We start from the raw sequence: 14,922 nt of genomic DNA on the forward strand, positions 1-14,922 counted from the left end.
TATGGTTGAAGGAGTAGGCGTTGATGTTGTTGAGATATCCCGATTTAAAAAATCGATAGATGAATTCGGTGAACATTTCCTGAACAAGATCTTTACCGATAAAGAACGCGCCTATGCCGATTCCAAAATGTATCAGGTACAGCATCTTGCCGCGCGTTTTGCCGTAAAAGAGGCGGTCGCGAAAGCGCTGGCAAAAGGGTGGAGCGGCGGTTTTAAATGGAAAGATGTTGAAGTTGAAAACGATGATGCTGGAAAGCCGTCGGTTATTCTTTACGGACATGTGAAAGAGATATTATCGGGAAGCAACGTGTTAGTTTCGATTTCTCATTCCGAGAATGTGGTGATCGCGTTCGCGATCATCGAAAAGCGATAAGATTGCCTTTCTTTCATATTTTCCGTATTATTGATATGAAGAATTGTATAAACGTCAATTTGGCGGAAATATTATGAAACAGCTTGGAATAAAAAAACTTTACTACTCGATCAGCGAGGTCAGCAAGATCACCGATCTTGAGCAGTATGTGCTAAGGTACTGGGAAACGGAATTCGAACAACTTCAACCAGCGAAAAACCGTGCCGGGAACCGCATTTATACCAACAAAGAAATTAAGCTGATTCTTTTTATAAAGAAATTACTTCGGGAAGAACGGTACACCATTGAAGGCGCTAAACAAATTCTTGCGACTTATTTACCCGATGCCGATAACGGTGAGCAGTTAGAGTTGATACCGGAACAATCCCAAAGCTCCGATGTCTCCGTTCAACCGAATGTTGTGCCTGTTTCTAAAAGTGTCGACAATCGGTTATCTAACGATCTTGTGGAAATAAAAATGTTCCTCGAAGAGTTGTTGGTGAAGTTAACCTAAAGTTTTAGTCTAAAAAATTTCAGTCCTCGGAACGTGGCGCAGCCCGGCTAGCGCACTTGCTTGGGGTGCAAGGGGTCGCGGGTTCAAATCCCGCCGTTCCGACAAGAAAGTCGTGTAGAAAAACACGGCTTTTTTTATTTATGTCAAAGTCGCGGGTTCTCAGCCGTAGGCTGATCCGCCTCTGGCGGAAAATCCCGCCGTTCCAACAAGAAAGCCGTGAAAGAAACACGGCTTTTTTTATTTGTGTCATATTCTATGTTATCATTTAATAAATTGTATAGCTCTAATCCAATCGTAGTTACGGTTTGAAATAGTCAATTTCTCTTCTTATCTTCTTCTACGATCTACCCGCATGATTTTAAAAATAGATGAAATTCTCGAAATAAGATTGTTTTCTCTGATTAAGTTGAATAAAAACATTGAAATCTTTGTGAATTTTTACCTGAAAAATTTAAACTATAAAGGAGTTAAATCAGCATGAGAAAAAAATTATTTATACCCGGACCTACAGAAGTAGCTCCAGAAGTTTTACAGAAAATGGCAACACCGATGATCGGACACCGATCTAAAGACGCGTCGGCTCTTCAGCGTGAAATTACCGAAAAGCTCCGCAAGCTAATGTTCACTCAGAATCCGATTTTACTTTCAACAACATCCGGCTCCGGTTTAATGGAGGGCGCAATCCGCTCTATCACTGCAAAGCGTGCTGTTGTGTTTTCTGTCGGTGCGTTCGGCGACCGTTGGTTCAAAATGGCAGAGGCGAATGGCGTACCGGCAGAAAAACATTCTGCCGAGATGGGTAAACCAACTACGCCAGAAGATGTTGAAAAATATTTATCAACAGGTAAGTACGATGTTTTTACAATCACGCATAACGAAACAAGCACAGGCATAATGCACGATCTTCAACCATTTGCCGACTTAAAGAAAAAATATCCGGATGTTTACTGGCTCGTGGATGCTGTAAGTTCACTTGGCGGTGTTAAGATTGATGTAGATAAATTAGGTATCGATGTTTGTATAACATCAACCCAAAAGGCGCTCGCGCTTCCGCCGGGAATGTCGATTGCGTCGGTTTCGATGCGGGCAATAGAACACGCAAAGACAGTAAAGAACCGCGGCTTATATCTTGATATAGTTGATCTTTATAATTACATCGAGAAAAAAGATCATCAGTACCCGTCAACTCCTTCGCTCTCGCATATGTTCGCTCTGAATTTCCAATTAGACAGAATATTGGCTGAAGGTTTAGATGCCAGATTCAAACGTCATTTTGAAATGGCAGAATTCACACGCGCATGGGCGAAGAAGCATTTCGCTTTATTCCCTGTTGAAAAATATTCATCGCAAACATTAACAACAATCACCAACACGAAGAATATTAATGTTGGCGATCTGAATTCTGCGCTGGGAAAAGTTGGATTACAAATTTCTAATGGATACGGCGATTTGAAAGAAAAAACTTTCCGTATCGCTCATATGGGCGAGTTGACAATGGCCGATATTAAAGAGGTGACTTCGGCAATTGAAAAAGTATTATCACTTTAAAAAAAGGATGAATTATGAAAATTTTAATCTCTGATGGAATTGAAGATATTGGGAAAAAGATTTTAATCGAATCGGGTCTTGATGTCGTTGATAAAAAATTAACTCCCGAAGAGTTGCTGAAAGAAATTCCGCAGTACGACGCAATCATCGTTCGCTCCGCGACGAAGGTGACAAAAGAAGTCATTGACGCGGGAAAGAATCTGAAAGCCATAGCGCGCGGCGGTGTTGGACTTGATAACATAGATGTTCCGTATGCGAAAGGAAAAGGAATCAAAGTGTTGAACACTCCCGGCGCATCATCTATTTCCGTAGCTGAACTTGCCATCGGGCATATGTTTGCGTTGAGCAGATTCTTGCATTTATCAAACACCGAAATGCGCGAAGGAAAATGGCCCAAAAAAGAATACAGCAAAGGCGTTGAGCTTACCGGAAAAACGTTGGGACTTATCGGTATTGGAAATATCGGTAAAGAAGTGGCAAAGCGCGCACTGGGTTTAGGAATGAGAGTGATCGCGCATGATCCTTTTGTTACAAGTACCGAATTGAATGTTAAACTTGTAAGCAAGGATGATGTTCTTAAGAATTCAGATTACATCTCGTTGCATATCCCCTTGGATAAAAAAACAGGTCCGACAATAACAAAGAAAGAGTTTGACCTGATGAAGAAGGGTGTAATTCTGATTAATTGCGCGAGAGGTGGAGTAGTTTCGGAAAAAGATCTTCTCGAAGCGTTAAAGAACGGCAGAGTGGCACGCGCGGCGATGGATGTTTTCGAGAACGAGCCTCCAACACCGGAAGAAAGCGAGTTAATTAAGCATCCGAATGTTTCTGTTACACCTCATATCGGTGCGTCAACGAACGAAGCGCAGGAACGTGTTGGAGAAGAGATAGCTCAGAAGGTTGTACAGGCATTAAAATAATATCCGCTTTAATTTAGAAAAGTCGAAAAAAGATTACAAATCATTTTCGATTCTTAAATAATAATCGGACGCGTTTTGCTGATTCAAAGGCACAAGCAAGCGCGTCCGTTCTTTATCAAATTATTAATTCGAAATTTAATTATGGCAACATTTAAACCTTTTAAAGGGTTCAGACCACTTCCCAAATATGCGAAATCTGTGGCGGCTAGACCTTATGATGTATTAAATTCAGAAGAAGCACGAATTGAGGCGAAAGGAAATCCAATTTCTTTCCTTCATGTTGGTAAACCGGAAATTGACCTTCCTGTCGGGACAAATCTTTACGATGAATCAGTTTATCAAAAAGGGAAAGAGAATCTTCAAAAGCTGATCAACGATGGTATCATAAAAGAAGATGAAACTCCATGCTTTTATCTCTATGCCCAAGTTATGGGAACTCATACGCAGTACGGTATAGTAGGGTGTGCGTCGGTTGAGGAATATTTGAACAATACGATTAAGAAGCACGAGTTAACAAGAAAAGATAAAGAAGACGATCGAACTAAACATGTGAAAGTAACAAACGCGCATTCGGGTCCTATCTTCTTAACGTATCGCGCAACTGATATGATTGATTCGATGATAAATAAAATTAAAAACACAAAGCCGGAAGTAGATTTTATAGCTGACGATGGTATCGGACATAAATTATGGATAATAGCAGACGCGAAACAGATAGATGAGATAAGTACCGCGTTCAGCAAAGTACCCTCTTTATATGTTGCCGATGGACATCATCGTTCCGCCGCCGCCGCGCGGGTGGGGAAAGAGTATGCGGATGCCAATCCACGTCATACGGGGAAAGAAGAATATAATTTCTTCCTTGCGGTTCTCTTCCCGCACAATCAATTGAAGATAATGGATTATAACCGGGTTGTTAAAGATTTAAATGGACGTACGGTTAATGAATTTAAATCAGAAGTGAAAAAGTTTTTTGATGTAAGAGATAGCTTAAATCCGGTTCATCCGGGAGCCAAAGGTGAAATTGGAATGTACCTTGATCATCATTGGTATTTACTAAAAATTAAGAATGAATACCTTGTTAATCCTAATCCGGTAGAAAAACTTGATGTTGCAATCTTACAAAATTATTTCTTAAAGCCCGTGCTTGGTATCGAAGATCCAAGAACGGATAAGAGAATCGATTTTGTCGGCGGAATACGTGGACTTGCAGAGCTGGAAAGACGTGTAAATTCGGGCGAGATGGCCGTAGCATTCGCTCTTTATCCTACTTCGATAGAAGAATTATTGGCAATTGCGGATGCAGGGAAGATTATGCCGCCGAAGTCAACATGGTTCGAACCGAAACTTCGAGATGGAATAGTTGTTCATTTTTTAAGTTGATTATTATCTTAGAGACATCTAAGTTATTATTTTAATCGACAAATAACTGTCACGCTGAGCTTGTCGAAGCGTGATTTTGATTCAAGAAGTCATGGTTCGACAGGCTCACCATGACTTTTATATTATTTTTCAGATGTCTGACCTTAATCAAAACATACCATACTTGGGTGAACTGAGTGCGCTTCTTACAGCATTTTTATGGGCTGGAAGTTCGATGGCATTCGCTTCGGCAACCAAGCGTCTTGGTTCGTTCAATGTAAATATATCGCGTTTGCTTCTTGCCGCTGCTTACCTGATTGTTTTAATTCCTGTCGCCGGTTTTGATATCGGGATATCATTGAAGCAGGGAATTTATCTTTGCGCTAGTGGAGTTGTAGGTCTTTCGATTGGGGATACGTTTTTATTCAAATCTTACCAGTTAATTGGTGCACGCGTTACAATGCTGATGATGTCGCTCGCTCCGGCAATTGCGGCTTTGCTTAGCTATTACATTCTCAATGAAAGTATATCATTTACCGGTATCGTTGGAATTATTATTACAATAGCAGGAATTGTTCTTGTTGTTATAGATCGCGAGTCAGACGGATTTCAAAAGAATAAAATCATTCCTCTTGGAATTATATATGCTTTTATTGCTGCTGCGGGACAAGGTGCGGGGTTGGTGCTTGCTAAGATGGCATTTCAGGAAGGAAGTATAAATGGTTTCGTCGCAACCGGATTTCGCATCATCGCCTCACTTATTTTAATCTTACCTTTCGCGATTCTAACAAAGAGATATGGAAATCCTATAAAAACATTCCGGGGTAACAGCACCGCTTTTTGGCTGACGATTTCAGGTTCATTCCTCGGACCGTTCTTCGGGATTACATTCAGTTTAATCGCAATCGCGAATACAAATGTCGGAATCGCTTCAACAATTATGGCAATGGTTCCGATATTAATGCTGCCGCTTGTTAAATTTATTTACAAAGAAAAATTAACAATGACAGCGATTATAGGATCTTTCATTGCGGTAGGTGGGGTAGTGGTGCTTTTCTTGCGCTGAGATTACCTCCTCCAGTTATCTATTATTCATTTTCGTTCGAAGATAAGAACTGTTGCACGATCCAAATCCGCATATGAACTCGCATTATCTCCCCATTTTATAATTGATTTATCCGGAGAGACAACATCAACTAATCCTGTAAGCGAGTAATACTCTTTAATGAATTTATCCGCCCATGTAAAGATATACATTTGAGAATTCTGCCATACGACCCATGAAATCGGATGATTGATATATATCAGAAGTTTGGGTTTTTCCGCTTCTATATTGCTTGCCATTTCTTTTTGCATTGTTAAACTATAAGGATGCGGTTCCATCAGAAAATATGTGAAAAGATACGGTGTTGCCGAAGTTCTATCCGCATAAAACAATATTTGCGGTTCAGAACCGAGTATCGCAATTTTATCGTGTTTTTGGGTTTTGGATCGAATATATTTCGCTATAGTTTCTGAATCGGCGAATGGATTAGGATTGTATATACGTCGGGAAATAGTATTGAGATCATCATAGATAAAATAAGATCGGTTCAAGATGATTCCGTAACCGACAATCAATAAACCTAAAAGTAACGATAAGATTGATTTGAATAATTCCGTTTTATTGGATGCTATCAAGTGTGTAAATTTATTGATGAGATATCCTGTGAGAATACCAACGATTGGAAGGATCATTACGAAATAATGATTACGGAAATGAAGACCTAAGCTAACCGCGACCACCGATGTGAAGAGAAATAGCATAATTATAACTCTTGAGTATCGTTGCTTTCGGTCTGCTAGAATTATAATAAAGCCGATTGCAGTGATAATCCAAACCGGCAGGAAATCGTGCGCAACCTCGGGAAAGATCATCATGAACTCGCTAATCCCCTCACTACTTTTAACAAGATTGCTGAACTTCAAACCATATTCGAAATTCCAGAAGATGAATTTGTCAACGGCATTCAGAGTTCGATACCAAAAAAGAATTAGTGCGAATGGGAGAATAAATCCGAGGATAAACAGTGAAATATTTTTTAATGCATTACTCAGATTGAATTTTATTCGGTTTGGAGGATACAATAATAATACGACTCCGAATCCGAAAAACATTACGCCCGGTTGTTTCATCAGAACCAAAAGACTGAAAGCAATTCCTGAAGAGATAAGTAGAAATATCTTTCCCGTTTTATGGAATTGCATCACAAGAATAATGCCGAGAAGCATCCAGAAAACAACGAAGTGTGTTGCATGAGCAGCAAATCCGAGAACGCCTGGAGCCAAAGCCAACACTCCATAAATTAAAGCTGAAATTACTCCTTCATCGGTGCCAAATAATCTTTTTGTAAATTCGAAGATCAACACCATTGACGCTGCGTTAAATAACAGTAATCCGATATGAATGGCGCCGGCAGTTAGTCCGAAAATTTTAAGAAAGATCGCGTAAGTCAAATACAGACCCGGAGGTTTAAAATCATATCCTGATATGTAAGGGGGGATTCCTTGAAGAATCAATTTGCCCATATAAGCGAATCCGCCCTCATCTCGTTCAAGCGGAAACCCGAGGAAACGGATGCGAAGAATGGTAACAATGAGTATTACCAGAAGTAATAGTAGGTATGTTAATTTGTTATTTTCTTCTTTTGAATTCAACTCTCAATTATTGATAATAGTTTAGAATCAGAATTGTTTTTTTGAGAAAAGATATTTAACGGCTTCCCAAACTGTACCGATTCCGTACCGAACACTGGCTTTAAAATTTATACTTGAGCTCTCGGGGAAGTAACGAACAGGTACCGGAATTTCTCCTATTCTGTAACCTTTAGCGATAATCTGAAAAAGAACCTGACTATCAAAAACAAAATCATCGGAGTTATGTAAATAATCAATCGATTCAATCACTTCTCTTTTGTATCCCCTCATTCCCGTATGCCACTCCGAAAGGTTCTGACCTGTAACAATGTTTTCGATAACACTTAAAAATCTATTCGAAAGATATTTATATTTCGGCATGCCTCCTGCGAGAGCTTCTTTTCTTGAGCGGATACGGGAGCCGAGCATCACGTCGAAATAACCATCGGATATATACTCTACGAAATAACGAATCAATCTTGGATCGTACTGATAGTCGGGATGAAGCATAATTATAATGTCGGCGCCACGATCGAGAGCAAGTTTGTAGCAGGTTTTTTGGTTGCCACCGTAACCGGTATTAGTTTGATGTTGATGTACTGTCATACCTAAACGTTTTGCGATTTCCACAGTACGATCATTGCTGCAATCATCGACAAGGATCATCTCGCTGACAATTTCTTTCGGAACATCATTAATCGTTTGCTCGAGTGTTTTTTCGGCGCGGTAAGCCGGAAATACTACAATAACTTTATTCTTTTTCACGGAAAAATCGAGATACTTAAGTTTAATTATACCGAAAATAAGAAACTATCGGTTAATTAACAATAGTAGTTCAGGGAGATCTCATAAGATCGGAGGTGAAAATTTTAATTTAATTGAAAAGAAATAAAATTTAGGTAAAGGATTACACCAAATATAAATGATAAAATGTGTTTATCGAAATATCAATTATATGCGGCGGTAACCTTTTTTTGATTATCCGGAGTTAGTACCCTACTAATACAATTCAAAAGCGATTTCAGATCGAACGGTTTCACCAATATATCGTCTGCGCCGATTCGAACAGCTTCCTGCCCGATCTTCATTTCGCTTGTAGCGGTAAGAATGATTACTCGTTTTGCCAGCTTGTACCGCTTCATGTATCGTAACAGTTGCATCCCGCTGAGCCGGGGCAAGTAAACATCCAATAAAACGAGATCGTAATTGTGATTCCTCAAAAAATCCAATCCCACCATTCCATCGGCAACACCATAAACCTTGAAACCTTCGTTCGTAAGAATTCTTTCCATTCCGGATCTTAAATTCTTATCTCCTTCAACAATTAATACTGTCATACTGTCCATAATGCACTCCTTTAAAAGCTATCTAAATATCCTTAAAAGAGAGGAAATCGGTTGTGTATTTGTTCACACCTATTGATGCAGGACACTTTTGAAACATTGAGATAATTGAAAAGATAGAAGCCGTGCTGTGCTTTTTGAAACTAATTGCTTTTCTTATTACATTCATCATATGATTAAACTCATACAAAATTTATTTATCGGTATAAAAGTATTCTTTAAATCGATGGGGTTGGTTGAACAAGCCCAGCTTGTTGCCTCAACCGCTGTAATAGTTGCGATGATAACACTGATTACTGTTCGAATCGCGGTTGGTGTTGAGCTCAGCGCTGTTGATCTTATCAGCGTGGTAACTGTTGGATTATTCGGTTATGTGAGCATATTTTTTGCTCTTAAATATGGCAGAAATTTAGAATCACAACGCCGTGAGATGATAGAACTAAATTCAATAGCGGAAGCTGTAAATTATTCGGTCGATATTAATTATGTCTTACAGTCTTCGTTGATAAAAGTGCTTCAGTTGATGCGTGCTGATGCCGGTTGGATTTATATTATCGAAAATAAAACCCTGATGCTTAAACACCATTATGGTACTACGGTTCCACTTTTTCAAACTGATATAAACGCTGATCAGGAATACCTTGGGTGGATTAAAACTCCCGGACTCTATATCACTTTGGATGAAAATGGAAACAATATATTTGATCCGAAAATGTTTGATGAAGGGATTAAACTGCTGATATCGATACCGCTGTTGCGGCAGGGAGTTTTTGCCGGTGCTTTGATAATAGGCAGGCGCGATACTCATCGCGCCCATTTTAAAAATGTGGCACTCCTGCAAGCATTTGGCAATCAAATAAGCATGGCGCTGAATAATGCATCTCTCTTCGAGCAAGTTCGTCAATCGGAACAATTGTACGCCGATCTTTATGAAAACTCACCCGATATGTATCATAGCGTCGATCGGGATGGGATAGTGATAAGTTGTAACAAAACAGAATGCTTATTTTTAGGAAAGAATAAAGAAGATATCATAGGAAAATCTTTATCTTCGCTTTATCCACCTGCACAGCATGCACATATTGCGAGTAATCTTAAAAATATTTTTGATTTTGGAAGAGAATTAAAAGGAATCGAAGAACAAATTGTTCGGTCGGATGGTACCTTCATAGATGTCAGCACAAATGCTTCTATAGTTTATGATGTGGAGGGGAAACCTGCGGTTGCTCGAATGGTTTTACGCGATATTACACAGAAGAAATTGATGGAGGAGAAAATTCTTCAGGCACAGAAAATAGACAGTATCGGAAATCTTGCCGGTGGTATCGCTCATGATTTCAATAACATTTTAACAGCGATATTAGGTTCTGCCTCCATAATGCGCCGAAGAGTAGAGGAGAATCCTCGGCTGTTAAAATACGTAGATCTTATTGAAACAACATCACGGCGCGGAGCCGCGGTTACTCGCCAGTTGTTGACTTTTGCACGGAAAAATAATCCTAACATTGTCCGTACAAACGTGAATTCAATTCTTGATCAAACAATCAAATTGTTTGAAGTAACGACACCTAAAACTATTCACATCAAACACTCGCTTTCTCACGAGCCGCTTTTTGTTGAAGCAGATGAAGGACAGTTACAGCAGGCAATTCTGAATTTGTGTCTGAACTCTCGCGATGCCATGCCGAGCGGCGGGATTATAGTTGTGAGTTGTTCCGGGATCGACATCGATGAGGAAAAAGCCCGGCAATTGACTGAAGGGAATATCGGTTCATACGTAATGATATCTGTCGCAGATTCGGGCGTGGGTATTCCAACTTCAATCATCAATAAAATATATGAACCATTTTTTACAACCAAAGAGCAAGGTAAAGGAACCGGTCTCGGTTTATCTGTTGTGTACGGAGTTGTTAAAAGTCATAACGGATTTGTGAATGTAAGCAGCGAGGTGAACAGCGGAACAATATTTACAATATACTTGCCGCGTATTTCTGATCAAAAATCGAGAACTGACCTTCCAAACAACAAACTCGAGATGACGGGTGGAACGGAGAATATTCTCCTTGTCGAGGATGAAGTGTCTGTTAGCGAAGTCGGGGCTGATATTTTAAAAGAATTAGGATACAGAATTGATCGTGCCCAAAACGGCAGAGAAGCGATAGATAAAATCCGTGAAAAGAACGGCGCGTATGATCTTGTGATTCTCGATATGAATATGCCGCGCATGGGTGGCAAGGCAACTTTCGATCAATTGAAGAATGAATTCCCGATAATAAAAATCCTGGTTTGCAGCGGTTATAGCGCAACAATGTTGGAAGATGGAAAATTTATGGAGCTTATTGATGGATTTCTCCAAAAACCATACACGATAGACGATATGGCTTACAAAGTCAGGGAAGTTCTCAATACTCCTCGAAAATTGGGGGTCAAAAATGAAGTTAGCGGGTGAAATATTTCGGAAAGCGAGAGAAAGTCAAAATCGTACAATCGATGATGTAGCTACAGCATTAAAAATAAACAAACAATTTTTAATTAATATTGAGAATGATAAAATACCATCTCTGCCTACAACATACGTTCGTGCTATTATACGCGATTTTGCTATAGAACTCGGCATAGAACCTGAAACCATCCTTGACGAATTAAGAAAAGATCCTGATGCAGCATCAGCACTTGAGTTAGATAAATTACCACGGTACACGGTTATAAGCGTCTCCGACCGCGTTGCGCCATCGGTGCATACTGAATTACGGAAGAAAAAAAAGACACATCAATTTCAGATAATTGTAGTCATTGCCATCTTCATTTTCACAGGATTAGCTCTCTCGATATTCTTTTTCAGAGAAAAAAAAATGCCGACAGTTGTACAAGAGATATCTTTCAATGCAATGCTTCGCGATAAAGAATCGAAGGCAGCAAGATTGAATCTCAAACAAGATACATCACTCGCTTTTCAATCGAAATCAGGAAAGATGATTGCCGATACGATCACGCTTGAAGGCGTTGCCGCCGAAAGTGTATGGGTACGGGTTTCCTCCGATGGAATCCATCTTTCTGAGGCTGTCATACCTGCTTTTGCCCGAAAACGATGGGTAGCGGAAAAAGAATTTCTTATTTCAATCGGTAACGGCGCTGCGATGTCGTTCACTCTGAACGGTCAAAGAATCGGGCAACTTTCTGCAACTAAGCGCCCATTGAAAAATATTCTTCTTTCGCGAGAAACAATCGATAAACTTAAGAACATAAATCCATAAAATATTCAATCGTGACAAATCTTTCTCCAAAAATCAAAAATAGAGTTGAAAAGTTAAGAGACGAAATCAACCGGCACGATTATCTTTATTACGTGATTGCCGAACCTGTTATCTCAGACTTTGATTATGATAAACTTTACTCGGAATTACTAAAGCTGGAAAAAGAATACCCCGAACTTGTTACCCCTGATTCACCGACTCAAAGGGTAGGGGGAGAGCCAACCAAGGAATTCTCTAATGTAACACATTCAACACCGATGTTGAGTTTATCCAATACTTATTCAGAAGATGATATCAGAGATTTTGATCGTAAAGTGAGAGAACTGTTGCCCGAACAAAATATTCATTATGTTTGTGAGCTGAAATACGATGGTGTTTCGCTTTCTCTAAAATATGTAAATGGCAGTTTGATTTCCGGAGCGACAAGGGGAGATGGTTATCAGGGAGATGAAATTACTGCAAATGTAAAAACCATTCGTTCAATTCCGCTTCGAATTAGTCATGACAAATCTTCCAAAATCGATTGTGATGTGCGCGGTGAAGTGATTATGAATTTGAAGGATTTCAAGCGGATGAACGAAGAAAAAGAATTGCTCGGAGAAAAATTATTCGCCAACCCGCGTAATTCTGTCGCCGGGACATTGAAGTTGCAGGATCCTAAGATTGTTGCTTCTCGTCCATTGAGGTTTTTCGGATATGCTCTGCTTTCAAAAAACCTGCCGCTAAAAAGTCATTTCGAGAATTTGAAAATTCTTCGGGAATTCGGATTTCTAATCGATAATCACGCCAAGCGGTTTGATAATATTGAAGAGGTAATCCAACACTGGAAGGAATGGGAGCAAAAGAGGGAGACGCTTCCATTCGATATCGATGGTATCGTTGTAAAAGTTGATTCTCTGGAACAACAGGAAATTCTTGGTACGATTGCTAAGAGTCCGAGATGGGCGGTGGCGTGTAAATTTGCCTCAAGGAAAGCTGAGACAAAACTAAAAGGTATTCGTTTACAGGTCGGCCGGACTGGGACCATCACTCCTGTAGCAGAGCTTGAACCCGTATTAATAGGAGGTACAACTGTAAGTCGTGCTTCTTTGTACAATGAAGATTATATCAGAAATCTTGATATTCACATCGGGGATGCTGTTGTGGTTGAACGTGGAGGTGACGTAATTCCAAAAGTAACATCGGTCCTTATCGAAAAGAGAAGACATGATTCCAAAAAATATTCGTTTCCAAAAAATTGTCCAGCTTGCGGATCAAATCTGGTGCGAGCAGAAGAAGAAGCAAATCATTATTGTGATAACAGCGAATGCCCGATGCAAATTCGAGGGCGCATTGAGCATTGGGCGGCTCGCGGTGCAATGGATATTTCAGGTCTTGGCGAATCGGTTGTTGATAGATTGGTATCGAATAAATTCGTCAACAACGTTGCCGATCTTTATGACCTTCACAAATATAAAGAACAGCTCATAGAGATTGATCGGTGGGGTGAAAAGAGCGTTCAAAAATTACTCGATGGAATTGAAAGGAGTAAACTGAGGCAATACCATTATGTTATATTCTCACTTGGCATCAGGCATGTTGGTGCCACAGTGGCTAAAGTTCTTGCAGATAATTTTACATCGATGGATGTGTTGATGAATGCGACAGCATTGGATTTGCAGGCAATTCATGAAATAGGTCCTAAAATCACTCAAAGCATCCTGAGATACTTTAAAGATGATAGGAATATTAAAATCATCGAACATTTAAAGAAATCAGGCATCAAAATGCGGAGTGAAGCTGGTGTAGCAATCGGTGCGCTGGCAGGGAAAGTGTTTGTTCTCACCGGATCGTTGACCTCATATGGGCGTGAGCAAGCAAAGGAATTAATAATAGGATTAGGTGGCAGGGTTTCCTCGACAGTTTCAAAAAATATTGATATATTAGTAGTAGGTGAAGATCCCGGTTCCAAACTTGAGAAAGCGAAAGAATTAGGGATCGAGATCTGGAACGAAGAAAAATTTAAATCGATAATTAAGGCTAATAAAAGGTGATAGATGTTTGAACATGCGCTTGCATATGTCGGATTGCAGTTTGCAAAATTTCAATTTCGAAACGATTTCGATCAACCGCAACCGCTTACCGATTTTTTACGCGGAGCCGGAAACGTTCTGATTACACTTCCGGTCGGGTACGAAGATGCAATAATCGCCGGCAACGCATTGCGAAGTTTTCGAGAGCGGATGAAAAACATACATATCACTGTAGTACATAACAGTACGCGTGAGACTGCATTGGCAAATTTTCCGCGGTGCGAAATTATACGTCTTGACCCGCCGGATATAAACAGATTTTCACTTCCAACAAAAACAATACTTCAAAGAATATTTAAACGTGAATACGATGTTGCAATCGATTTAAATCTTGATTTCGCGTTACATACTGCGTATATTTGTAAAGCGTCTCGAGCTAAAATTCGCGTTGGTTTCGCCGGACCTGTATCCGACACGTTTTACAACATTATCTTAAATCTCAACAAAGAACGAACACCTCAGGCACTCTACGAAAAGTTCGCTGAATGTCTGGCTATGTTCTAGAACACCGGAGTTTTCATGAAATTTGAAATTACTAAAGATGGTAAAGCAACAATTCTCAAACTGCATGGAAGAAAACTTGATTCCACAGTTGCACCGGAATTGAAAGCTGAATTCCTTATCCTTTGCAAACCGAAGAATTCGACAAAACTGATAATCGATTTGAAAGAGGTTCAGTTCTGCGACAGCAGCGGTTTGAGCGCACTTCTCATCGCTGATCGCACTATGCGCCAGCATGGCGGGACGGTGCATCTTGTTCATGTGCACGATAAAGTCTTGGATCTGATGCGGATTACTCAATTAGACAGGATGTTCACCATCAATAAAAAAGTTGATGATGCTCTTAAAGCATAATCTGTGGCATTTGATTGATATTTCTT

14 protein-coding genes and 1 tRNA gene are annotated in these 14,922 nt (G+C 39.9%); 12 read left to right on the forward strand and 3 right to left on the reverse strand.

Features of this window, described 5'->3' with window-relative positions; genetic code table 11:
- Window position 1: 1 nt before the first annotated feature.
- The 7 genes from acpS (at window position 2) to HZB59_01580 (ending at window position 5,762) form a co-directional block, all read left to right on the forward strand.
- Window positions 2-373, forward strand: coding sequence for a holo-ACP synthase (acpS, locus tag HZB59_01550; GenBank protein ID MBI5020100.1), 372 nt, complete (start codon window positions 2-4; stop codon window positions 371-373).
- Between the two features lie 73 nt (window positions 374-446).
- Window positions 447-866 (forward strand): MerR family transcriptional regulator, encoded by a 420-nt coding sequence (locus HZB59_01555; GenBank protein ID MBI5020101.1) that lies wholly within the window; start codon window positions 447-449, stop codon window positions 864-866.
- 27 nt (window positions 867-893) lie between these two features.
- Window positions 894-968, forward strand: a tRNA-Pro gene (locus HZB59_01560).
- A 375-nt stretch (window positions 969-1,343) separates the two neighbouring features.
- The gene (locus tag HZB59_01565) at window positions 1,344-2,414 is read left to right on the forward strand and encodes an alanine--glyoxylate aminotransferase family protein (GenBank protein ID MBI5020102.1); all 1,071 of its coding nucleotides are present in this window, start codon (window positions 1,344-1,346) and stop codon (window positions 2,412-2,414) included.
- A gap of 11 nt (window positions 2,415-2,425) precedes the next feature.
- Complete coding sequence (locus HZB59_01570) at window positions 2,426-3,334, forward strand: D-2-hydroxyacid dehydrogenase (GenBank protein ID MBI5020103.1); 909 nt, start codon at window positions 2,426-2,428, stop codon at window positions 3,332-3,334.
- Window positions 3,335-3,475: 141 nt separating this feature from the next.
- A complete protein-coding gene (locus HZB59_01575; protein MBI5020104.1) occupies window positions 3,476-4,717 on the forward strand; it encodes a DUF1015 domain-containing protein in 1,242 nt (413 codons plus the stop codon).
- 133 nt (window positions 4,718-4,850) lie between these two features.
- A complete protein-coding gene (locus tag HZB59_01580; protein MBI5020105.1) occupies window positions 4,851-5,762 on the forward strand; it encodes a DMT family transporter in 912 nt (303 codons plus the stop codon).
- A 26-nt stretch (window positions 5,763-5,788) separates the two neighbouring features.
- Here HZB59_01580 and HZB59_01585 read toward each other — a convergent pair whose 3' ends face one another.
- From HZB59_01585 to HZB59_01595, 3 genes are all read right to left on the reverse strand, one after another.
- On the reverse strand, window positions 5,789-7,393 hold the full coding sequence (locus HZB59_01585) for a glycosyltransferase family 39 protein (GenBank protein ID MBI5020106.1): 1,605 nt from the start codon (window positions 7,391-7,393) through the stop codon (window positions 5,789-5,791).
- 27 nt (window positions 7,394-7,420) lie between these two features.
- The gene (locus tag HZB59_01590; GenBank protein ID MBI5020107.1) at window positions 7,421-8,164 is read right to left on the reverse strand and encodes a glycosyltransferase family 2 protein; all 744 of its coding nucleotides are present in this window, start codon (window positions 8,162-8,164) and stop codon (window positions 7,421-7,423) included.
- Window positions 8,165-8,319: 155 nt separating this feature from the next.
- Window positions 8,320-8,718: a response regulator gene (locus HZB59_01595; protein MBI5020108.1), complete on the reverse strand. Its 399-nt coding sequence runs from the start codon at window positions 8,716-8,718 to the stop codon at window positions 8,320-8,322.
- Between the two features lie 169 nt (window positions 8,719-8,887).
- Between HZB59_01595 and HZB59_01600 the strand changes: the two genes are divergently transcribed.
- Genes HZB59_01600 through HZB59_01620 form a run of 5 tightly spaced genes read left to right on the forward strand, consistent with a single transcriptional unit; the run spans window position 8,888 to window position 14,896 of the window.
- The gene (locus HZB59_01600) at window positions 8,888-11,164 is read left to right on the forward strand and encodes a PAS domain S-box protein (protein MBI5020109.1); all 2,277 of its coding nucleotides are present in this window, start codon (window positions 8,888-8,890) and stop codon (window positions 11,162-11,164) included.
- Window positions 11,148-11,969: a DUF4115 domain-containing protein gene (locus tag HZB59_01605; protein ID MBI5020110.1), complete on the forward strand. Its 822-nt coding sequence runs from the start codon at window positions 11,148-11,150 to the stop codon at window positions 11,967-11,969. Before HZB59_01600 ends, HZB59_01605 begins: the two co-directional genes overlap by 17 nt.
- Before the next feature lie 11 nt (window positions 11,970-11,980).
- Window positions 11,981-14,002, forward strand: a complete 2,022-nt coding sequence (gene ligA, locus HZB59_01610; GenBank protein ID MBI5020111.1) for an NAD-dependent DNA ligase LigA — start codon at window positions 11,981-11,983, stop codon at window positions 14,000-14,002.
- Between the two features lie 3 nt (window positions 14,003-14,005).
- Entirely contained in the window at window positions 14,006-14,545 is a 540-nt protein-coding gene (locus tag HZB59_01615; protein ID MBI5020112.1) for a hypothetical protein, read from the forward strand.
- Window positions 14,546-14,560: 15 nt separating this feature from the next.
- Window positions 14,561-14,896 (forward strand): STAS domain-containing protein, encoded by a 336-nt coding sequence (locus tag HZB59_01620; GenBank protein ID MBI5020113.1) that lies wholly within the window; start codon window positions 14,561-14,563, stop codon window positions 14,894-14,896.
- Window positions 14,897-14,922: the final 26 nt, after the last annotated feature.

It is taken from the genome of Ignavibacteriales bacterium, assembly GCA_016214905.1.
In the GTDB taxonomy this organism is placed as follows: Bacteria; Bacteroidota; Ignavibacteria; order UBA10030; family SZUA-254; genus PNNN01.

Excerpts from the sequence above, each read along its gene's own strand:
- HZB59_01605 (MBI5020110.1), top strand. The coding sequence starts at position 11,148 with ATGAAGTTAGCGGGTGAAATATTTCGGAAAGCGAGAGAAAGTCAAAAT.
- HZB59_01575 (MBI5020104.1), top strand. The coding sequence starts at position 3,476 with ATGGCAACATTTAAACCTTTTAAAGGGTTCAGACCACTTCCCAAATAT.
- HZB59_01555 (MBI5020101.1), top strand. The coding sequence starts at position 447 with ATGAAACAGCTTGGAATAAAAAAACTTTACTACTCGATCAGCGAGGTC.
- HZB59_01595 (MBI5020108.1), bottom strand. The coding sequence starts at position 8,718 with ATGGACAGTATGACAGTATTAATTGTTGAAGGAGATAAGAATTTAAGA.
- HZB59_01600 (MBI5020109.1), top strand. The coding sequence starts at position 8,888 with ATGATTAAACTCATACAAAATTTATTTATCGGTATAAAAGTATTCTTT.
- HZB59_01580 (MBI5020105.1), top strand. The coding sequence starts at position 4,851 with ATGTCTGACCTTAATCAAAACATACCATACTTGGGTGAACTGAGTGCG.
- acpS (MBI5020100.1), top strand. The coding sequence starts at position 2 with ATGGTTGAAGGAGTAGGCGTTGATGTTGTTGAGATATCCCGATTTAAA.
- HZB59_01620 (MBI5020113.1), top strand. The coding sequence starts at position 14,561 with ATGAAATTTGAAATTACTAAAGATGGTAAAGCAACAATTCTCAAACTG.
- HZB59_01565 (MBI5020102.1), top strand. The coding sequence starts at position 1,344 with ATGAGAAAAAAATTATTTATACCCGGACCTACAGAAGTAGCTCCAGAA.
- HZB59_01615 (MBI5020112.1), top strand. The coding sequence starts at position 14,006 with ATGTTTGAACATGCGCTTGCATATGTCGGATTGCAGTTTGCAAAATTT.